Genomic DNA, 20,438 nt, shown 5'->3' with positions numbered 1-20,438 from the left:
AGACAAAGGGCTAAAATGATCTTTATTTTAGCCCTTTGTCAACAATCTGGGGAGTCTCTTATGAAGAGACTCCTTTTTGAATGGCTTCTTTTAACTGTTTCTGAAAAGAATTTGACTGTTTTTGATTCAGTTCATAATACGTGCCATCTACTAAAAAAACGACCTGAGAACGGTTGGTCCATAGCTGAAAGGTGGTGCCGTTTGTTCGTCCAAACATCACCTTGGCAATATAATCAGGTTTTTTTATATTTTTCTTAAGATGATTGCTTGTTTGTTTGCCTTTGTTTAATTCTTCAATTAAATCTTCAGCTGTGTCTTTATCATCTATTTCATAAGAAATGGACTGATTCGTCGGTGAAAGCAATAATTTTTCTGCTCGATTCTCATCGAAAATGTCACTAGTCCGGCTGAACACATAAAAGAAGGTGATCAGTAAAAGTCCAAAGATCACAATTCCTGCAAGGATTTTCTTCATTTTGATCCTCCAACTCACTGTTTTACCTTTAGCTTCTCCGGTTTTTTAGAAGCATAATCATTTTTTCCGCTCAAGCTTTTTTAGATGGGGCATGCTATGATGGAGGCAAATGAGACAGGTTCTAAACAAAAATGTGCGTGATTAGAATAAAGAGAGGGATGGAAAGGAGGCTGACCTGTGCGCGTACGTAAATGGATAGCTCTTGCAACGTTAGCATACATATTGTACGGTCTTTTTATTTATTTTTATTTGTTTCTAATGGGTGATTCATCTGTTCCTGAAAGTGTGAAAGGGACAAGTGCAGACCCGCATACCTTTATGACAAGCCATGAGCTTGTCATCAGCGAGAATTTCTCGAAAATACGTAACCTGCTGTACTTTATGACAATCCCGTTAGATTGGTACGTCTTTTTCCTTTTGCTCATTTCAGGGTTTTCACGGAAATTAGCAGACTGGAGCTTTGCAGCAGCTCGTTTCACATTCTTAAGTAAACTTGTTTATGTCTTCGTGCTGTCACTTCTAACGATGCTGGTTTCATTGCCGATCAAGTGGATTGGCTATCAGCTGTCTTTATACTACGGAGTATCTGCTCAAAGCACAGCAAGCTGGTTAAAGGATCAAACGCTGGATTTCTGGATTCAATATCCGCTCCTTGCCCTATGTGTTCTTGTGTTCTTTTGGCTTATTCAAAAGAGAAGGAAGTTATGGTGGCTGTATGCCTGGTGTTTGACAGTCCCAGTCACACTGTTCCTCTTCTTTATACAACCGGTCGTCATTGATCCGCTATACAACGATTTTTACCCATTAAAGGATCAAGCACTTGAGAAAAAGATATTAACGCTTGCAGAAAAAGCGCATATCCCGGCAGATCATGTATATGAGGTCAATATGTCTGAGAAAACAAACACGATGAACGCTTACGTAACAGGGATTGGTGAAAATAAACGCATTGTCTTATGGGACACGACGCTGCAAAAGCTAAAGGATCAGGAAATTTTATTTATCATGGCGCATGAAATGGGCCATTACGTCATGAAGCATGTCTATATTGGCCTAGCTGGATATTTAGTGCTGTCACTAGCAGGATTTTTTGCAATGGACCGCCTTTATTTTTACCTTCATCAAAAGGGAGCCGCCTCATTTCGGCTGAAGGGACCACAGGATGTCGCTGCTCTTCCGCTTCTTTTGATCATTGTATCCATGCTGTCATTTGCGGCTTCCCCTTTTACAAATGCTGTTTCAAGGCATCAAGAACGGGCAGCTGATGAATATGCCGTGAACCTGACAAAAGATGGGGAGGCGGGGGTGACATCTTTTCAAAAACTTACAAAATCAGGTCTGTCCCAAGTCAATCCACCGCTTCTAGTGAAAATATTCCGCTATGGACATCCGACGATGATGGAGAGAATCATGGATATGGAAAAGGCAGCAAAAAAAGAGGGAATGTCGAAATAGCAGTAAACAAATCAGATTGTTGACAAAGGGCTAAAATGATCTTTATTTTAGCCCTTTGTCTTCTTTTCAGCGTGATAGAAAACCTTTGAAGTCTAGGAAGGACGAGTACCGGAGCGGAGCGAATTTGACATTCGTGAGCACCGGTACGCAGGACTGACACCGAATGCGAGGGTTTGTCTACACGCTGAAATAAAATCCGGCTGGGTCAGCCGGATTTTATTTGCACACTTGTTTAGTTAGAAGCCGCTTGAACGTTAATTAACCCTTTTCCGTAATAGAAGGAGTTACCAAGCGGTGTTGCCGTGTTTTCTAAGCGCTGGCGAACCTGTGAATTTGATAGATTCGGGTTCTTAGAAAGAATAAGCGCTGCTGCTCCTGCTACATGAGGAGAAGCCATAGACGTTCCAGTATAAGAGGTGTATCCACTGCTTGGTACTGTACTTAAAATGGATGTACCAGGTGCGGAAACATCTAATTCAGGTCCTGCGCTAGAAGAGGAGTTTCTTACATTGCTGCTGTTCACATTGGCAACGGCAATCGTAGAATCATATTTTGCTGGATAGCCAACAGTGCTTGAAGAGCCAGAAGAACCTGAATTACCTGCAGCAGCAACAACAACGATTCCGCGGTTGTTTGCTGTATCAACAGCATTTTTCAGCGCTGTTGAACCGCTTGGTCCGCCTAAGCTCATATTGATGACATCCATGTTATTGGCAACAGCCCATTCAATACCGCTAATAATCCAGCTGTATTGTCCATCGCCGTAACGGTCTAACACTTTAACAGCAAACAAGGAGGCACTTGGAGCGACACCAAGAACACCAATTGTGTTATCAAGAGCAGCAATGGTTCCGGCTACGTGAGTTCCGTGTGATTGAAAATCTTGGGTGGCATTTGGCTCTGAAGGGACGAAGCTAGCACCGCCTGCAACATTTAAGTCAGGGTGTGCAGCGTGGATACCAGTATCAAGGACAGCTACTTTGACGTTAGCACCTTTATAACCTTGAGCGTGTACAGCTGGAGCTTTGATTTGAGGGATACCATAAGGGACGGTTTGTGCATATGCTTCTGCTTTGTGGTCTTCTTCTACATAAGCAATGCTAGGGTCATGCTCAAGTTTTTTTGCGGCTTGTTTGGACATCTTCACTTGTGCAGCATTAATGAGCCGATATTGCTTTTCTAGTTTTCCACCATTTTGAGTCACCGCTTGTTTCTTAGAGCTGTTTGTGGTGGCAGAAGCTTTAAAGCCAACGATATAGCTTTTTTCACTTTCTGACTTTGAGGCAGTCTCGGCATTTGCCATCGAGCCTCCAAACCCTGATGAAAACAGAAGAGGGACAGCCAATAAAACACTTGTCATCACATTTTTCTTTTTCACGCACATTCCACATCCCTTTTTTCTTATTTCAGAATAATCATCCGTAGTCTATAAGAATGAAACGTTTGATTATTCTGTATTTTCAGTTTAATAGAGATAGGCAAATAAGAGTAGACCTGAATTTTTGTGAAAGTCCTAGCGGAAATTAGGGAATTAAGTCACTTGTGATAGGTGGTGAATTATGTTTATTTTAGTTTTTCTGCGTTTTCCTATTAAAAAGGAAGTGTGCTTTTTTTCTCATGATCAATTTCGGGACAAACATTCGATACCCGAAAGGCCATTAAATAGGTAGAAAAGGCTAGCATCTATTTCGAATTTCGATATAAAAAAATATTATTTTATCATTGTTTCTGTCATAAAAAAGAACCTGCTAAGATCACAGGTTCTTTAAGAGGGAGAAGATTGAGTTAAATGGCTGACCACGTTGTAATCACGAACCTTCCATTTACCATCTTTCCATTCCACATAATTTAAGCAAGCATTGACAAGTCTCGTGTTCTGAAGACCCATATGTTCGTCAGCTAAAGCGGTGAGTAGGGCGTGGATGGCAGCACCGTGCGCCACGATCAGGACATGTTGATCTGGATAGGCTGCTCTGACCTTTTCAACCCCTTCTAACATTCGATCTTGAATCGTCTCAAGTGGTTCCATATTTGGATACTGCTTATCTGGAAACAGCTTCTGGCGCTCCTCCATCGACATGCCTTCAGCGTCACCGTAATCACGTTCAATGAAATCGTCCATGATGACGAGAGGTGCATGTACATGTTTTAAAATCAAATGAGCTGTTTCTTTTGCCCTTGATAATGGACTGGAAATGACAACATCCCAATGGACATCCTTTAAGTAAAGTCCAGTTTGTTCAGCCTGCCATTTACCTGTGTCGTTTAAAGGGATATTTGTTCGCCCTTGAATTCGTTTCGCTGCATTCTAATCTGTTTCCCCGTGTCTGACTAGGCAAATTGTTGTCAATCGAATCCCGCCTTTTCTAGCTTTTCTTCTATTATACTAAAGCAGAAGAAAAATGACTGGATTAGCGATTTGTCAGACTCGTTAAGGATTCGACTGAGCTGGCCACTTGGGAAACCGTTTGTTTGACTTCCTTCAGCTCGTTTAGGAATGTTTGGAGATCTATTTCAATTTTTCCGTTTTGGTTTTTACTTAAGTTCATGCTGCTCACGATATCATCGAAAAGAGAATTGATTTGAGTCATTTTTTCTTTACTGTCTGTCACAAGTAAATTCACGTCCGCAATATGCTGTGACACAATGGCGATTTGTGAATTGGTGTTGTTGACAAGCTCTGAAACAGTTGAGACCGTTTTCTTTGTGTCCTCTGATAATTTGCGAACCTCGTTTGCGACGACAGCGAACCCTTTTCCATGTTCACCTGCACGTGCAGATTCGATTGAGGCATTTAAAGATAACAAATTCGTTTGCTCTGCTATGCCTGTGACGATCCCAAAAATTTGTTCAATTTGTTTTGCGATTTCTTCTAAGCGTTTAATTTCTGTTTCAATCTTTGTCATGCTGCCATCAATTTGATTCATTTGTGTTTGCTGAATTTCTAATTCTTTTTTACCGCCGATTGATTTTTCCTCGACCTGTGCTGATATTTTCGTTCCAGCCTGTGACATATCCGCCATCTCATCAGATTTTGATACAAGCTTGTCCACTGCACTTGTTGTGTTGGAGAAGAGAGAAGCAAGCGAATTTGAGGTTTCTGTAATTTTTATATGAAGCTCTTGCTGTTGTTCTTCCGCTTCATCACGAATTTTAGAATATTCATTTTGGAACGTATCTAGGACAAGCTGCTGCTCTAAATTTAAAATTTTCGTCGTCGCTTTGACTGCCGTTTGATATTCTTTGAAATCTTGGATATGCTGTGCAAATAAATCCATAATTGAAAGCAAAAGGTCTTGGAATGCCGCCATATACCATTTAGGCTGGAGGCCAATCCGTAAATGAACTTGTGCAATTTTAATTCTTTTTGCCACGTAGGCATCGTCAATCACACCTGCAAACATTTCGCTAATATGAATGCGGAGTGTTTTTTTCAAACGTTCGACAGAACTATTATCTTGAATAATATGCATCAAGGAAGACTCTACTTCTAAATTTTTATAAAATTTATCAACGATATGTGCAATATCATCTTGAACGATTGGATTCAGCTGTTTCAATATAAAAAGGTCTTGCTGCGTCAAATCAATCATTTTAATTTGCTTGGCAATGTCCGTATTCTCCGAAAAGTTGATTCTTTTTATCCCATCATCCTGCTGTGTGAAAAAAGCAGTGTTTTTTCTTTTAGTATCTTTTTTAAATAACAATGTTTTTGTCCCCCTATAATCATCACAAATATCAGACTTTATGTTTTTTATCGGATAATATTGGATTTTTTAAAGGGAAAACAGTGAAATTTTACTGTTCTTTATATGACCTTTTTAGTGGTTTCTTTGCTGGGCCTTCTACTACTTCTCCAGTAATTGAAAAACGTGAACCATGACAAGGGCAATCCCAGGTGCGGTCACTATTATTCCAAGCGACTTCACAGCCTAGGTGAGTACATGTTGTATCGACAAGAAAGACATCCCCATCCTCTGATTTAAAGGCACCGCATTTCTTATGTTCATAAGATACAATGCCGCCTTCGCCTGGTTTTAAATCATCAATGGTTTGATCAGTTCGTTTTAATTTCCCGCTGATCAGCTTGGCAGCGACATTGGTATTCTCTTTCATAAAATCTTTGATAAATGAGTCAGAAACAAGTCTTGATGGTGTAAAGATCGATTCGTAGGGATTCGATTTCTCCTCAATTAAATCACCGATAAGAGTCGCTGCGACATGGCTTGTGGTCATGCCCCATTTTCTAAAGCCGGTAGCAACAAAGATATTCGGATGATGCTTGGTCAGGTGGCCAATGTAAGGGATTTGATCCATAGTGACCATATCGTGCGTCGACCAGCGATAAAGAACCTCCTCAATTCCAAGTGTATCGTTTCCGAACTTTTCTAGTGCTTCATAGTGTGCGGATTCATCACCGCCTTGTCCGGTTTTATGGCCTTCTCCTCCGATGAGAACCACTTCTTCACCGTGAAGTTCTGCCGTTCTTAAAGAGTGAGCGGGCTGGTCGATTCCTAAGTACATGCCGTCTGGAAGCGGCTTGGTTGTTTTGGCTGCTACTACATAAGATTGCTCGGGATGAATTCGAGTGAAATAAAGTCCTTTGCCATCATAAAAAGGAAAGTGTGAACAGGTAATGATATAGCGGCCTATCAGATGATGCCCACTTTTTGTGACGACAGCAGGCCGTTTCCCTTCTTTAACATCGACTGCGGTTGTCTGTTCAAAAATACGCACACCTCGCTCAATGAGCTGGTCGATCAGTGCATTTAGATAATGAAGGGGATGAAACTGTGCCTGCTGCGTCATCGCAAGGGCAGCTTTTATGTCAGTGTCAAAAGGAAGCTCTGTTTTCCATTCTCGGTCAATGCCTAGCTGTTTGTAGGCATCTAATTCCTTTTTTAACTTTTTTATGCCGCTTTCTTCCTTTGTATAAAGGTAAGCATCTTTTACCTCTAGCTGACAATCGATTTCGTGCTCTTTAACACGTGCTTGAATGAGATCTTTTGCTTTCTCATTTGCTTCTACATACAAATGGGCTTTTGGCATGCCAATTTGCTGAATCAGCTCATGATAGTACACATCGTGCTGTGAGGTGATTTTAGCTGTCGTGTGTCCGGTCGTGCCTTGCAGTAATTGATCGGCATCAATGATGATGACATCCAGCCCGCGTTCTGTCATTTCAAACGCAGTAGCGATACCGGTGATACCGCCACCTACAATAATCACATCTGCTGTGAGATCCTCACTTACAGAAGGAAAAGAATGCTTCTGACTCTCCGCTAACCATAACGATTTTGCCTGCTTCATTCCTTTATGTTCTTGTTCCATGTTGTCGCCTCCAGTTACTTGTTGTGTATAATTTTTCCACAATGCAGAAAATCATACATCTGAAAGGAAACAAGCATGACATACATAAAAAAATAGCCAACACATAAAAATAAACAAGATAAAAGGAAGGAGTGGACTGACGTGTCAACAAAGCAGCCGAAGAAAACATTGCCGCCTCAGCATCAGAATGAACGTCCGGGTCTTGAATATAAAATGAACCCTAGACCTATTTTTGATCGAGAGGTGCAGAATAAAAAGTTAGCGGGGAAAACGGCCATTGTGACAGGTGGAGATAGCGGGATCGGAAGAGCAGTCTCTGTCTTATTTGCAAAGGAAGGAGCCAATGTAGCCATTGTTTACTTGAGTGAACATCGTGATGCAGAGGAAACGAAGGACTATATTGAAAAGGCGGGAGGCCGCGTCATCTTAATTGCAGGTGACTTAGGGGATGAGGCTTTTTCAAATGAGGTCGTTAAAAAAACAAAAGATGCCTTCGGTTCCATTGATATTTTGGTAAACAATGCAGGAGAACAGCATCCGCAAAAAAGCATTGAACAGATTACCTCGCATCAGCTTCTTCGGACATTTCAAACGAATATTTTTGCCATGTTTTATTTAACAAAGGCTGTGCTCCCTCATTTAAAGAAAGGAAGCAGTATCATTAATACAACCTCCGTCACAGCCTATAAAGGGCATGAAACCTTAATCGATTATTCATCGACGAAAGGGGCGGTTGTGACATTTACCAGATCATTATCCTTATCGCTCATTAAACAAGGGATTCGAGTGAATGGGGTCGCTCCGGGGCCCATTTGGACGCCGCTGATTCCATCAACTTTTACGGAAAAGGAAGTCTCTGAATTTGGTGGAGATGTCCCAATGGAACGGCCTGGTGAGCCAGTAGAGCTTGCGCCAAGTTATTTATTTTTAGCGAGCGAAGACTCGTCTTACATGAATGGACAAATCCTGCATGTGAATGGCGGAACCATTTTAAATGGGTAAACAAAAAACTTGCGGTAAAGAGACGAGTTGCTGTCTCTCTGCCGCAAGTAAAATCATCATGATTAATGTAAGCAGTGTTCTGCATATTGAGCTGACAGGTCATTGAATCGCTTTTCATCACGCTGATCCAGTGCCCTATCAATCTCTTCTCTAAGGAAGGTTAAGCGCTGTTTATAAAGCGCCTCATCTAAAACCATTTGAATATAGATGTCTAAAATGGTGACGCCGTTTTCTTCGGTTTTTTGGGTGTTGCGGGACTTCATGAGCTCAGCGTACGTTTTTTTCTCTTTCATAAAGAATCCCCCCGATGCCTTTTTTATAGTATATGGATTGGCAAAGAAAAAATCAACAAGAATTTATAATTTTTAGACAATTTATTTTTGAGCAAAATCGACACCTCTTATCCAATCGACAGGATATGATATACCTTTAAAAATGACTTTTAGATAGATCGAATGTACTAAAAAATATGATAAAAAGATGATTTTAAATAAATTTTGAAAAAATCCTGTCGTTTCTTATACGTTGGTGATAGATTAATAGTATCTAAAATAACCAAAAATTAACACAGGAGGAAATGAAGTGTCAGGAATTAGCGAAACACCTTTAGATTCATATGTCATTAATCAAACAACGATGGCGGTCCTTCCGATTGAAGAAGGAAAAAGAGTATATTCAAAAGTCATAGAAAGAGAGACAAGCTTTTACGTCGAATTAAAGCCGCTGCAAATCATTGAGCGCAGCTGCAGATTCTTCGGCTCAAGCTATGCAGGCAGAAAGGCGGGAACATACGAAGTAACAGGAATTTCACACAAGCCTCCGATCGTGATTGACTCATCCAATCATCTGTATTTCTTCCCAACCTATTCATCCAATCGTCCTCAGTGCGGCTGGATCTCCCACAAATACATTCATACCTTCCAAGAATCATCCCTCGGGGACACGATGGTCACGTTTACAAATGGGCAAACGGTCAAACTAGATGTCTCATATAAATCATTTGAGAGTCAGGTACACCGGACAGCGTATCTCCGAACGAAATTTCAAGATCGTCTTGATGGAGGTCTTCCTAAAAAACAAGAATTTATGCTCTATCCAAAGGAACAACAGCTCAATCTTGTATACGATTTTATTTTAAGAGAACTTCGTAACAGATATTAACCAAAAACCAGCGGCAGACAGCCGCTGGACTCCTCAACCTACGCGAGCTTAGCACATCGTCATTTCTTCCTCGTAGAAAAAACAATTGATATTTATATAAAAAATTATATAATTTAACTATATCGTATAAAATTTTATATATCTAGTGGCAGTGAAAGGGGATATGATGATGACTTATGATGAACTGGATACGCCGGCGCTATTAATTGATAAACGGGTGATGATGGAGAATATAGCCGTTATGCAGCAATATGCTGATGGTCAGCAAGTAAAACTGCGTCCTCACACGAAAACACATAAAACGCCTAGGCTTGCCAAGGTGCAGGAGGAGATGGGCGCATCTGGCATGACCGTGGCGAAAGTAGGAGAAGCTGAAGTGATGGCATCTCATGGGCTGACAGATATTTTTATCGCAAATCAAATTGTAGGCGAGACAAAACTAAAGCGAATTCGAAAGCTGGCAGAGTCGATACATGTTTCCTTCGGTATTGATTGTGTAGAGCTTGTTCATCAAATTGAAGATGTCTTTCGCAAAGCAGAGAAAAAAGCTGAGGTTTTAATTGAGATAGAGGTTGGAGAAGAAAGGTCTGGTGTCATTGAAGAGAGTGATTTCCGTCAAATCTTACAAGCCATTCAGACATGTGAATTCGTTCATTTAAAGGGAATTTTCTCTCATGACGGACATACATACAAGGCGGAAAGTAAAGCACATTGTCAGGCATTATACGAAGACGCTGTGAATCGAACGCTTCAGTTTGCACAGATAGCAGAAGAAGCAGGCATGGTGCTAGAGGTAGTGAGCATTGGGTCAACACCTCCATTCTTATTTCAATTTGATATTCCAAAGGGAGTAACCGAAATCAGACCAGGCACGTATATCTTGATGGATGCTTCCCAGTCCAATGTGCTCGGCACATTTTCACATTGTGCGGCAACCGTGCTGACGACGGTGATCAGTAAACCGACAAAGTCCCGGGTCATTACAGATGTTGGAGCAAAAGGGCTGACGGCTCAAACTCGTACAAAAGGGCTGACCAAAACAAGAGGATTAGGCAAAGTGAAAGAATATGATGATGTATTTGTTTCAAGTGTATTTGACGAGCATGCCATCATCTATCATGAGGGCTTTCGCCAAAGCGTCCAGATCGGTGAGAAGGTACAAATTATTCCGAATCACATTTGCCCTGTGGTCAATCTTCATGAAAAAGCATACCTCATTCAAGATGGTGAAGTGGTAGAAGAGCTTGTGGTTGCTTGTAAAGGAAAACTTCAATAAATCAACTGATAGAACAATGGAGTGAAAGAAATGTCAGAAGTGAAAAATCAATTCAATCGCTACATACCAATCGCTAAAACGATTGCGCATATGTTTGGCCCTTCTTGTGAAGTGGTCATTCATGATCTGACCCAACCGCAATCGTCTGTCATTTTTACGATCAACAATCATGTAACAGGGAGAGAGATCGGACAGTCCTTTGATCATCTAGTGAAACAGGTCCTCTTGTCGGATGAATTTGGCGAAGATTATTTAGCTGGCTATGAAATAAAAACAGAGGATGGAAGAACCATCAAAGCGTCTACAACGTTGCTCCGTGATGACAAGGAGCAGGTGATTGGTGCGCTGTGTATCAATTACGACATGAGTGCAGTCAGTCATGTGAAAGAATTGATTGAAGAGCTCGTCCCTGGCTTATCAAAAGAGGTGCCGGCAACGCAGCGAAATGAAGACAAGGATTCACTGCAAAGTGTAGATGAAATTGCGGATCGTCTCATCGAACAAATTATTTCTCATCAAAAAGGATCATTAAAAAAACGGCAAGAAAAAATTGAACTCATACGTTTTATGGATGAGAAAGGTATTTTTCTCATGAAAGGCTCTGTGGATAAAGTAGCGGAGCGTTTAGGTATATCAAAGGTGACGGTTTACAGCTATTTAGACGAATTGAAGAAAATAAAAGAATCAGAGGAAACATCGTAAAGCTTTGAATTCAGTAGGGGGCTGGCTATGTTAAAAGAAACCTATGTTTGTGCTTCATGTCACGCAGTCTATCCAAGTACACCTGATATTTGGAGATGTCCGTGTGGCGGTTTATTGAATGTAGACTGGGAGAGACCAGCATTTTCAAAGGAACATATTCGAAGTGAATGGACTGGGATGTGGAGGTATGCGGGCGCACTGCCTTTTCATTCTGAAAACAGCGTGTGGAAAGAGATCACAATGGGAGAAGGATATACGCCGCTTGTGCCGTTATCCCAAGAAGATCCGCATACATTTGTGAAAGTCGATTACATGATGCCTACGCTTTCTTTTAAAGATCGAGGAGCAGCCGTCCTGATCGCAAAGGCGAAAGAGTGGGGCGTCAAAAAGGTCATTGCTGATAGCAGCGGAAACGCAGGAACATCTATTGCCGCCTATGCGAAGCGTGCTCAGGTGGAATGTGATATTTTCCTAGGGACAGGCACTTCACCGAAAAAAATCGCTCAAATAAAGGCACATGAAGCGAATATTCGTATGGTAGATGGAACCCGAGAGGATGTGGCAAAGGCAGCGCAGCTCGCAGTTCAGCAAGAAGGTACGTTTTATGCTAGTCATGTATTTAATCCGTACTTTTATGAGGGAACAAAAACGTACGCTTACGAAATATGGGAACAGCTTAGAGGCGTGCCGGATACCCTGATCATTCCTGCCGGTAATGGTACACTCTTATTAGGTGTGTACCAAGGTTTCTGTGAACTGTTAGCGGAAGGTCTCATAGAGGTTTTGCCAAAAATCGCCGCGGTTCAAGCAGAAAACTGTGCTCCACTTGCACAAGCTTTTCATGAGCAGCGTCTTGAGAAAGTAACGGTTCAAAATAAAGGAACGATCGCTGAGGGCATTGCAATTGCAGCACCTGAACGTGCAACACAAATCCTTCACGCTATCAAGCAGACAAATGGATATATCGTGACAGCAAACGAGCAAGAAATCAAAGCGGCACACACAGCACTTGCGGCAAAAGGGTTTTACGTTGAACCGACAACAGCTGCCAATTATGCTGCCTATTTGAAGCATGAAAAAGCGGCACAAGAACTGATTGTGATGCCACTATGCGGAGCGGGTTTAAAAGCAGTTTAAATCAAAGGGGGATCACAGGTTGAAATCAATTCATCTAAAAGACAAACTCACAACATTTACTGAGCACTGGTCACCGAAGGTCATCGCAGAAATGAACGATGTGCAATTTAAGTTAGTGAAAATACAAGGCGAATTCGTTTGGCATCAGCATGATGATACGGACGAAGTGTTTCTCGTCATTGATGGCCAGATGGGAATTGAGTTTAGAGATGGCAAGGTCGAACTGCATGCAGGAGAAATGTTCGTGATCCCAAAAGGAAAAGAACACAAACCATATGCCAAAGAAGAATGTCATGTCATGCTGGTTGAACCGCGGGGAGTTGTCAATACAGGGGATGCCTCTTCTAAGCTGACAGCAGAAAATGATGTGTGGATTTAATGCAAAGCGAAAAGGCGCCGAAAGGGGTCTTTTTTTAGAAAAAATCATGAAAATGACATACACTGAAACCAAATATATCTCTCTAGTCGTCTAGTGACTGTATCGGTAGGATGTCAATGAAATGACAGGGAAATGTGGATCATTCAACGTCTTTTCATCCATTTGCTCATAAATCACAGAAGTGACACGAGCCGTCTGTTACAATAAAAGAAATCATTTCTTAAAAGTGTTCGTATGAGGCAAAGGATACTCATATTTGACCGATATGAACGAATGGGAATTAGAAATGGAGGCTCTGTATGAAAAAACGATTGCATTTGATGCTGCTATTCACCGTGACAGTGACATTACTAGCAGCCTGTCATGAGGCAGGTCAGTCGCCTTCAAAACAAGACACAAAAGAAGCTGCGTATGAACAATGGGTTCAGCGTTATATGGATGAGTTAAATGAAGCATATGAAAACATGACAGACCAATTCATTTCAGATGGACATGGAAAGATTCAAGCAAATGAAAAATTGGCAAAAGCGACGAAAGCATTTGATCGTGTGATTCAAAAAGGACTTGCTCATCAAGAAGTTCCAGCTGCGTACAAACAGGCTGACAAACAATTAAAGACAGGCCTTGCTTCATTTGAAAAAGGGATCGATAAGGTGGAGCAGCTGTTGAAGCATCCTGATCACGAAAAGCTGTTTATTTCCGCTACCCATCATTTACAAGATGGTTTGCAACAGATAGCTACATTTATTGAAGAAGTAGGTCACATACAGCAATCATGAAAAAAGCTTGGAAGTTCACTTCCAGGCTTTCAGATTGTTGACAAAGGGCTAAAATGATGTTTATTTTAGCCCTTTGTCTTCTTTTCAGCGTGATAGAAAACCTTTGAAGTCTAGGAAGGACGAGCACCGGCGCGGAGACCTGACAAAGAATGCGAGGGTTTGTCTACACGCTGAAGATTGGAAGTTCACTTCCAGGCTTTTTTAGATATGAAGTGTTTGCTTTAAACGGCGCACGCCCTCTTGAATCATTTCTTCATCTGTACAGGCGAAACCAAGCAGCAATCCCTTTCTATTGCTTTCATAACAATAGGGGCTTAATGGATAAATTCCGACACCAGCGGCTTTAGCAGCCGCAATACTGCCTTTTTCATCAAAGTGTGGCGCTCCTTCTAAAAAGACATGAAGGCCAGTATCGGTTCCATATAAGTGGAAGTGTTTGTCGAATTGATGTATCAAAAGGGCTTCCATCATGGCCGCCTGCCTTTTTTTATAAAGCTGTCTCATTCGTCTGACATATCGCGTGAATTCTCCTTCTCTGAAAAATGAAGCAAGTGTAATTTGTTCCATGATCGGCAGCTGTCTTTGGATGAGTGATTGCAGCGCAGCGATTTCTTTGATGACAGCTTTGGAGCCGATGATTGCAGCAAGGCGTATGCCGGGTGCCAGCACCTTTGAAAAGCTTAAGATGTATAACACATGATCGGGTGCTTCTGAAAATAAGGAAGGAAGCGGCCCGCCATGATAACGATAATCCCCATCAAAATCATCCTCTAATATATAAGACTGGTGGCTGACAGCAAACTGTATTAGCTGCTGTCTTCTGTTTACACTCATACATACACCTGTTGGACGCTGATGGGAAGGCGTCACTGCGATCAGCTTGGTTCGTCCGGGCAGTGTGTTCACAATCATTCCTTCTTCATCTACTGGTGCGGGGTGAATGTTCATTTCACGATGTAAAAACGAAAGCCTTGCCCCAGGAAAACCTGGATCTTCAACAGCCACCGTATCGCCTTTTTTGAGCAGGACTTGTGAAATCAAGTCAATGGCCTGCTGCGTGCCCCCTGTTAACACCATTTGATCTTCTTCTACATCGATTCCGCGTTCAACAGATAAATATTGGCGTATTTCTGAGCGTACTTCCCATAATCCGTGCGGGGAAGAATAGCCCCAATCCTTCAAGTCTAAGCGCTGTAATGCTTTCATAAGTGAGCGTTTCCATATGTTTTGAAAATGTTCGTCGATGGCTGGCTCTTGATGGCGAAAGTCGATATCGAGCTTCTCATGAAATTGATTGGCCGAGAGCCAGTGCTCCATTTGTTTTTCAGCCTCGTCAAAATGAGGCCTAACGGGAAGTGCAAAGGGCGGCTCACTTTGATGGGGAGTGGAAGCGGCGTATTGGTCACTTGAGATAACCTTTGTCCCGCCTCTTCTAGATGTGCTGACATAGCCTCTTGCCAGCAGTTCATCATAGGCAAGCTGTACGGTTGATCTTGATACGTTTAGCTCCTGTGCTAACACGCGTGTCGGCGTTAACTGATCGTTAGGATTCAGTTTTTGTGAATGAATTTTTTGAATGATACCAGTCACGATTTGCTGCCATAGCGGGGTAGAGCTTGAGCGGTCTAAATGAATATACATGAGGCACCTTCTCTCTTTGTCACGTCATCATATGATGATGACACGGAATTATGGACTGGTCAATAGAGGTATTTTTGGATGTGGGAAGAAAGCCAAATGGTGTGTAAACTGTTGTCAGATGTCATTTACATAGAGGAGAGAGTCAAATGATTCCTGCATTAAAAGAAGAAACGGGACAACGATCCATGATCCCGTTTATCTTCGTTTTATTTGGTCTTTTCATGATTACGACCGCTGTGAACTTGCAAGTGCCTCTTTATACGGCGTATGCAGATCAAGCAGGGTATGGAAAGGCGGCAACAGCACTTGTATTTGCTGCGTATGTATTCGGACTTATTCCAGTATTGCTTTTTCTCGGCGGCATTTCTGACCGGGCTGGACGCAAACCAATTTTATTGGTCGCGCTTTGCTTTTCGTTATGTGCCACCCTTTTGATGATCGTGCATTCTTCCATACAGATGCTCTTTGCTGCCCGGATGCTGCAAGGAGTGGGGCTTGGTCTAAGTGTTGGAACATGCACGGCCTATTTGATTGCTTTATATCCAGAGAAATCTGGCTGGATACCAACCTTTATTGCATTATGTAGTTCGGTTGGATTTGGGGGAGGTGCTCTTTTTACAGCGCTTCTTTCTTTTCAAAGTGTGTCGCTCACGCCGCTTAGCTATTGGATTGTTTTGGTCTTTTTAATGCTGACGATTGTTGGTGTATTCTTTTTTGTGCCGCCTGTACAGGGAAATGAGAGTAAACCGGTGATGAATATGCCAAGGTTTCCAAAAGGGACGCTGCCGGCGAACTTGGCGATTGCCATCGCGTGGTCGGTGTGTGGGCTTGTTATTTCTATTTTACCAGCACAGCTGAAATTAAATGGATATGAATTATGGGTAGGGCCGGCGCTGTTTTTTATTAATATGGCAGGTGTCCTCATGCAGCCCTTTGTTCGTAAGATGAATAGCAGCGCAGCGCTCCGGGTGGGTTTTATCTGTCTTCCGTGCGGATATGGCCTGCTGCTGTTCGGCGCAAATGGCGGGTCCATCTTCCTTGTGCTTGCCGGGACTATGCTTGCGGGCACTGCTTGCTATGGATTTACTTACTTAGGTGGTCTTCAGCTGATTGTCGAGCGAGGGAAGAGGGAGGCGGCTAGAGCGGTTGCAGGATATTACTTGTTTGCTTACTTAGGTCTTGGCATTCCGAGTGTTTTTGTCGGTCTCTTTGCTGATATGTACGGTACTCAGACGGTGTTAACCCTCTTTTTCTTGGTCGTTTTGGCCGCCTGTCTCATACTGTTTATCTCAGGTTTCAGGCGGAAACAAAAGTGAGATGTCCATCTTTCTCTTTTTTGATCAATTCGTTTAAAATAAAGGCAAGAGAGGGGAAGATGAATATGAAAAAAGTGCGGCTGGACGGTGCGGCGTGTAGATCACAAGAGGAGCTTCATCATCAACTTCAAACAATCTTGCATCTGCCAGATCATTACGGGAAAAATCTTGATGCTCTTTGGGACTGTATGACAGGAGAATTGAGTCTTCCTGTAGAGCTTACATGGGTGAATTATCAAATAAGCAAAAAGGAGCTTGGCCATTATGCAGAAAGCTTGCGGCAGTTATTTCAAGAAGCAGAAGAGGAACTGAAGGGACAATTTCAAGTGAACATTCAATAATTGGGGTGCACTTCACCGCCGCGGCAGGCTTTTTTCTTTTAATAGTAGAGGGTTGCAGGCATCGTTGGGTACCACACGCCATTTAAAGCAAGCGCCCAGCCATACACTTTTTGACCTGATTCAATCTTGTCCTTCACTGAAGTGAGCGTTTCGTATGAAGTGACTTGATAAGCCTGACCGGTTTTTTTAGCGACAATGACAGATAAAATATTGTCATTGAATACACTCGGTTCTTCATCATTACTCGTCCAAGCGATGCGCTGATAATAAGTTGAATTAAAATGATTTTCAAGTGCCTTTACTTCAAACTTCACTCGTTTTCCAACGATGGAAACCGTTGTGTAGGCTACACTTGTAAATTGTGCCGGTGCTGCTGGTTCCTGTTTTCCTGTTTGTAGTGGTTCTGTTGCAGAAACTGCGCTTGGCACAAGTAATCCTGCTGCTAAAGTGAATGCTGCTATTTTTTGATCATCTTTTTTGAATACTCCTAATTTTTGGTATATTGATCAATTCGCCAAAAATCGAAGGGTTCCTTTAATTTTGTAAAATATAACCATTTTTATTTTTCTTGATGGAGAAAATAACGAGTAAGCAGTTCCTCTACACGATGCCGTATACGTGGATTAAAGTATTTATGCTTTTCTTCATAGCCATTCATGATAAATAAATACGTCGTAAACCCTTCATCGTGTTCAATTTGCTGTACCTTCATTTTTTCTTTACGTAAATGCTGCTTCAACTGATAAAGTGCTTTTTGAGCTTCCTGTAATGCAGAGGTGACAAGCTGAATATATGGTTCATTTAGTTTAAATGTTTGATGTTCTTTTAAGTGTGTCAAATCACGATTGAGGATGGAGATGACCATTGGAAGAAAGATGGCCTGTTCCATCATTTGAAGCTGTATTCTTGATAGTCTTGTCATGTCCATGCCTGCTTTCTTTAATGATAGAACATTTGTTCTCATTTATTATATCGGATGAGTCAAAGAATCTCAAGGGGGGGGATGGAGAGGGATTCATTTGTATATTTTTATGTTTTCCATGTAAAATGAAAAGTAGACAAACCTTGAAGGAGTCAAACAAGTTGCCATCATTTCTTTCCATCTTTACTCATGAAAATATCACATCATTTTTTGAGAGCTACAAGGCCTTTGGACCAATTGTCGCCATATTGCTCCCTTTAATAGAAGCATTTCTACCGTTTTTACCTCTTGTTGCGTTTGCTGTGGCAAATGCAAATGCGTTCGGCCTTTGGGAAGGCTTTTTATTGACATGGATCGGTGCAAGCGCAGGGTCTATCCTTGTCTTTGTACTGATCAGAAAATTTGGGCAGATGAGAATGCTGAACTTTATCAGCAGACACCCTTCCATTAAGAAATTGATGCTTTGGGTGGAAAAGCGGGGGTTTGGTCCGTTATTTATTTTACTCTGCTTTCCTTTCACACCTTCTGCTGCCGTTAATGTAGTAGCAGGTCTATCAAGAATTAGCATCTGGCAATTTTCATTAGCTGCTTTATCAGGTAAGTGTGTCATGCTCTTTATCATTAGTTTTATTGGCTATGATCTTTCTGCTTTAGTAAAGAATCCGTTAAGAAGTGTTTTTGCGGTTCTAGTTATCGCTTTATTATGGTATGTTGGAAAGAGAGTAGAAAATAGGTTGAATATTCGAATGAGCAAGCGTGAGGACAAAGGAGGCTCTTAATGAAAAAGAAGCCATTACTATGGTTGATGATTATTACATCCATCGTCTTATTGTTCCAAGTAAAGAATTTCATGTTTGTCACGTACAAAGTAGAAGGGGTTAGTATGGACCCGACATTTACAGATGGAACAGAATTATTAATCAATAAGTTCTCGCCAAAACTCACGAAAATTAACCGGTTTGATTACGTTTTATTTCACGGGCCTAAAAATCAAATTTTGATCAAACGGGTCATTGGGCTTCCAGGAGAAAAGATCAAGTATGAAGATGATCAGCTATTTGTCAACGGTGCAAAGTGGAAAGAACCGTACTTAAAAGAGCAGAAAAAACATAAAATGGGGAACGTCCTGACAGGAGATTTTCAGCTGAAAGCCATCACAGGACACGATAAAATACAAAAAAATCATTACTTCGTGGTCGGAGATAACCGAATACATAGCTTTGACAGCCGGCATTTTGGGACCATCTCAAAGGACCAAGTAGTCGGTGTAAAGAGGAATAACGATGAATAAAAAAAAGGCGCTCTGCTCATGCAAAGCGTCTCTTTTTATTTTGCAGCTTTATAATCAGTTTGTCTTTTTGCCCAGAAATGGTGTAAGAATCGAAAAAACGGTGGCAGCATGGCAATCACAAGAATGATTCTGACGACTTGTACAGCCACAACAAAGGTAGAGTCCTCGTGAAGGGTGACAGCTGTTGTCGCCATTTCTGCAATACCCCCAGGCGAAAAAGCAAGAATGGCTGTAATGACAGAAATACCTGTGATTTCTGCAATGGCAATTGAACTGAGCACAGTCGCAGCAATCAGCCCGGCTGAACTGACGACGGCCACAATGAAGGTGTTTTTTAGCCCAACAAACATCTGCTTATTCATTTTTGAACCGATGGTTGCACCTAGAAATACCTGTGAAGCAATATTCGCTTGTGCTGGCCAATAAGGAATCAAATCATGACCTGTGAGCGCACCTGCACCTACTTGAAGAGCTGCGACCCCTAACATGCTGCCGATCAGCCAAGGGGCAGGAAAGTGAAGCCGAACCGCTAGGCGTGACATGAGCCACGCCCCTAAAATGAGCGCGGCGGTCCAAGAGATGTTTGACAGCGTGAAAACGCCTGATGAGAAGGCGCTGCCTTGTGCTGTTATAGCCGCAGCAGATTGGTTTTTTGTATTTAAATAGAACACCGTAAATGGGATGGTGAGTACAACCATTAATACACGTATCGTTTGTACGAGACTCACAACAGCTGTGTTTGCTCCAACTTCTTGGGCAATCCCTGGCATTGCGGATAGACCGCCTGGTGCAGTTCCGACAAAGCTGGTCAGCATATCTGTTTTGCTCAGCTTCCATAAGAGAAAGCCGGAGAGCATCGCTAGTAGAATAGAAAAGACGAGCATGAAACTCACAGGGAGCCAATTGTCAGCGAAAATGTGAAGGACTTTCATGTTCATTTTCTGTCCAAGTTCGATTCCGAGAATGAATTGACCAAGGAGTAGCCATCTGCTGTGAATACGTAAGGTGTTGTTTCCTTTACGCTGAAACAGGGTGGGGCGGCGCATGGCAATAAATGCAGCTGTGATTAACGTACCGACCATCCAGCCAATAGACATTCCTGTTAAAGACAAAAGAAATCCACCTAAACCGCTTATCGCGATCAGAATCAGATCGGTTCGAAGGCTGTTTCCTTGTTTCATCACATGTAAACCTTCTTCCTATATGTTTATTCAGTAAGTGAAATGTTGT

Annotated in this window: 21 protein-coding genes and 1 pseudogene; 12 read left to right on the top strand and 10 right to left on the bottom strand. The window is 41.9% G+C overall.

Annotated features, from left to right (window positions below; all coding sequences use genetic code 11):
- Positions 1–58: 58 nt before the first annotated feature.
- Positions 59–475: a sporulation protein gene (locus tag ACSLGF_RS11205; RefSeq protein WP_456005370.1), complete on the bottom strand. Its 417-nt coding sequence runs from the start codon at positions 473–475 to the stop codon at positions 59–61.
- A 177-nt stretch (positions 476–652) separates the two neighbouring features.
- On the opposite strand from ACSLGF_RS11205, the gene ACSLGF_RS11200 reads away from it, so the two are divergent.
- Complete coding sequence (locus ACSLGF_RS11200; RefSeq protein ID WP_456005368.1) at positions 653–1,930, top strand: M48 family metallopeptidase; 1,278 nt, start codon at positions 653–655, stop codon at positions 1,928–1,930.
- Positions 1,931–2,162: 232 nt separating this feature from the next.
- Here ACSLGF_RS11200 and ACSLGF_RS11195 read toward each other — a convergent pair whose 3' ends face one another.
- The 4 genes and pseudogenes from ACSLGF_RS11195 to ACSLGF_RS11180 form a co-directional block, all read right to left on the bottom strand.
- Positions 2,163–3,308, bottom strand: coding sequence for a serine alkaline protease SapB (locus tag ACSLGF_RS11195; RefSeq protein WP_456005366.1), 1,146 nt, complete (start codon positions 3,306–3,308; stop codon positions 2,163–2,165).
- Positions 3,309–3,695: 387 nt separating this feature from the next.
- Positions 3,696–4,280 (bottom strand): annotated as a pseudogene (locus ACSLGF_RS11190) (histidine phosphatase family protein).
- 61 nt (positions 4,281–4,341) lie between these two features.
- The gene (locus tag ACSLGF_RS11185) at positions 4,342–5,703 is read right to left on the bottom strand and encodes a globin-coupled sensor protein (protein WP_456005469.1); all 1,362 of its coding nucleotides are present in this window, start codon (positions 5,701–5,703) and stop codon (positions 4,342–4,344) included.
- A gap of 25 nt (positions 5,704–5,728) precedes the next feature.
- Positions 5,729–7,261 carry an FAD-dependent oxidoreductase gene (locus ACSLGF_RS11180; RefSeq protein WP_456005364.1) on the bottom strand — a complete coding sequence of 511 codons (1,533 nt, stop codon included), beginning with the start codon at positions 7,259–7,261 and terminating at the stop codon, positions 5,729–5,731.
- Positions 7,262–7,402: 141 nt separating this feature from the next.
- On the opposite strand from ACSLGF_RS11180, the gene ACSLGF_RS11175 reads away from it, so the two are divergent.
- Positions 7,403–8,263 (top strand): SDR family oxidoreductase, encoded by an 861-nt coding sequence (locus ACSLGF_RS11175; RefSeq protein WP_456005362.1) that lies wholly within the window; start codon positions 7,403–7,405, stop codon positions 8,261–8,263.
- 62 nt (positions 8,264–8,325) lie between these two features.
- On the opposite strand, the gene ACSLGF_RS11170 is transcribed toward ACSLGF_RS11175, so the two are convergent.
- On the bottom strand, positions 8,326–8,556 hold the full coding sequence (locus ACSLGF_RS11170; protein ID WP_456005359.1) for an IDEAL domain-containing protein: 231 nt from the start codon (positions 8,554–8,556) through the stop codon (positions 8,326–8,328).
- A 289-nt stretch (positions 8,557–8,845) separates the two neighbouring features.
- Here ACSLGF_RS11170 and ACSLGF_RS11165 point away from each other — a divergent pair, with 289 nt between their 5' ends.
- From ACSLGF_RS11165 to ACSLGF_RS11140, 6 genes are all read left to right on the top strand, one after another.
- The gene (locus ACSLGF_RS11165) at positions 8,846–9,424 is read left to right on the top strand and encodes a competence protein ComK (protein ID WP_456005356.1); all 579 of its coding nucleotides are present in this window, start codon (positions 8,846–8,848) and stop codon (positions 9,422–9,424) included.
- Between the two features lie 169 nt (positions 9,425–9,593).
- Positions 9,594–10,700, top strand: coding sequence for a D-TA family PLP-dependent enzyme (locus tag ACSLGF_RS11160; protein ID WP_456005354.1), 1,107 nt, complete (start codon positions 9,594–9,596; stop codon positions 10,698–10,700).
- A 30-nt stretch (positions 10,701–10,730) separates the two neighbouring features.
- The gene (locus ACSLGF_RS11155; protein WP_456005351.1) at positions 10,731–11,402 is read left to right on the top strand and encodes a helix-turn-helix transcriptional regulator; all 672 of its coding nucleotides are present in this window, start codon (positions 10,731–10,733) and stop codon (positions 11,400–11,402) included.
- Positions 11,403–11,429: 27 nt separating this feature from the next.
- Positions 11,430–12,539: a threonine synthase gene (locus ACSLGF_RS11150; protein ID WP_456005349.1), complete on the top strand. Its 1,110-nt coding sequence runs from the start codon at positions 11,430–11,432 to the stop codon at positions 12,537–12,539.
- Positions 12,540–12,558: 19 nt separating this feature from the next.
- Entirely contained in the window at positions 12,559–12,918 is a 360-nt protein-coding gene (locus ACSLGF_RS11145; RefSeq protein WP_230030949.1) for a cupin domain-containing protein, read from the top strand.
- Positions 12,919–13,217: 299 nt separating this feature from the next.
- Positions 13,218–13,697 (top strand): hypothetical protein, encoded by a 480-nt coding sequence (locus tag ACSLGF_RS11140; RefSeq protein ID WP_456005347.1) that lies wholly within the window; start codon positions 13,218–13,220, stop codon positions 13,695–13,697.
- A 201-nt stretch (positions 13,698–13,898) separates the two neighbouring features.
- Here ACSLGF_RS11140 and pdxR read toward each other — a convergent pair whose 3' ends face one another.
- Positions 13,899–15,338 (bottom strand): MocR-like pyridoxine biosynthesis transcription factor PdxR, encoded by a 1,440-nt coding sequence (pdxR, locus tag ACSLGF_RS11135; protein ID WP_456005345.1) that lies wholly within the window; start codon positions 15,336–15,338, stop codon positions 13,899–13,901.
- Positions 15,339–15,484: 146 nt separating this feature from the next.
- Here pdxR and ACSLGF_RS11130 point away from each other — a divergent pair, with 146 nt between their 5' ends.
- Both ACSLGF_RS11130 and ACSLGF_RS11125 read left to right on the top strand, forming a co-directional pair.
- Entirely contained in the window at positions 15,485–16,654 is a 1,170-nt protein-coding gene (locus ACSLGF_RS11130) for an MFS transporter (RefSeq protein ID WP_456005342.1), read from the top strand.
- A 65-nt stretch (positions 16,655–16,719) separates the two neighbouring features.
- The gene (locus ACSLGF_RS11125) at positions 16,720–16,995 is read left to right on the top strand and encodes a barstar family protein (RefSeq protein WP_456005340.1); all 276 of its coding nucleotides are present in this window, start codon (positions 16,720–16,722) and stop codon (positions 16,993–16,995) included.
- 38 nt (positions 16,996–17,033) lie between these two features.
- Here the strand turns inward: ACSLGF_RS11125 and ACSLGF_RS11120 are convergent, their stop codons facing one another.
- Together ACSLGF_RS11120 and ACSLGF_RS11115 are read right to left on the bottom strand one after the other, a co-directional pair.
- Entirely contained in the window at positions 17,034–17,423 is a 390-nt protein-coding gene (locus tag ACSLGF_RS11120) for an enoyl-CoA hydratase (RefSeq protein WP_456005338.1), read from the bottom strand.
- A 131-nt stretch (positions 17,424–17,554) separates the two neighbouring features.
- On the bottom strand, positions 17,555–17,917 hold the full coding sequence (locus ACSLGF_RS11115; protein ID WP_456005336.1) for a hypothetical protein: 363 nt from the start codon (positions 17,915–17,917) through the stop codon (positions 17,555–17,557).
- A 161-nt stretch (positions 17,918–18,078) separates the two neighbouring features.
- Between ACSLGF_RS11115 and ACSLGF_RS11110 the strand changes: the two genes are divergently transcribed.
- Positions 18,079–18,696, top strand: a complete 618-nt coding sequence (locus ACSLGF_RS11110) for a TVP38/TMEM64 family protein (protein WP_099728132.1) — start codon at positions 18,079–18,081, stop codon at positions 18,694–18,696.
- Positions 18,696–19,208 (top strand): signal peptidase I, encoded by a 513-nt coding sequence (lepB, locus tag ACSLGF_RS11105; protein ID WP_230030944.1) that lies wholly within the window; start codon positions 18,696–18,698, stop codon positions 19,206–19,208. Before ACSLGF_RS11110 ends, lepB begins: the two co-directional genes overlap by 1 nt.
- A 35-nt stretch (positions 19,209–19,243) precedes the next feature.
- Here lepB and ACSLGF_RS11100 read toward each other — a convergent pair whose 3' ends face one another.
- Positions 19,244–20,389 (bottom strand): AbrB family transcriptional regulator, encoded by a 1,146-nt coding sequence (locus ACSLGF_RS11100; protein ID WP_456005466.1) that lies wholly within the window; start codon positions 20,387–20,389, stop codon positions 19,244–19,246.
- Positions 20,390–20,438: the final 49 nt, after the last annotated feature.

This window comes from Bacillus sp. A015, from assembly GCF_053851875.1.
This window is presented reverse-complemented; position numbering and strand designations above follow the sequence as displayed.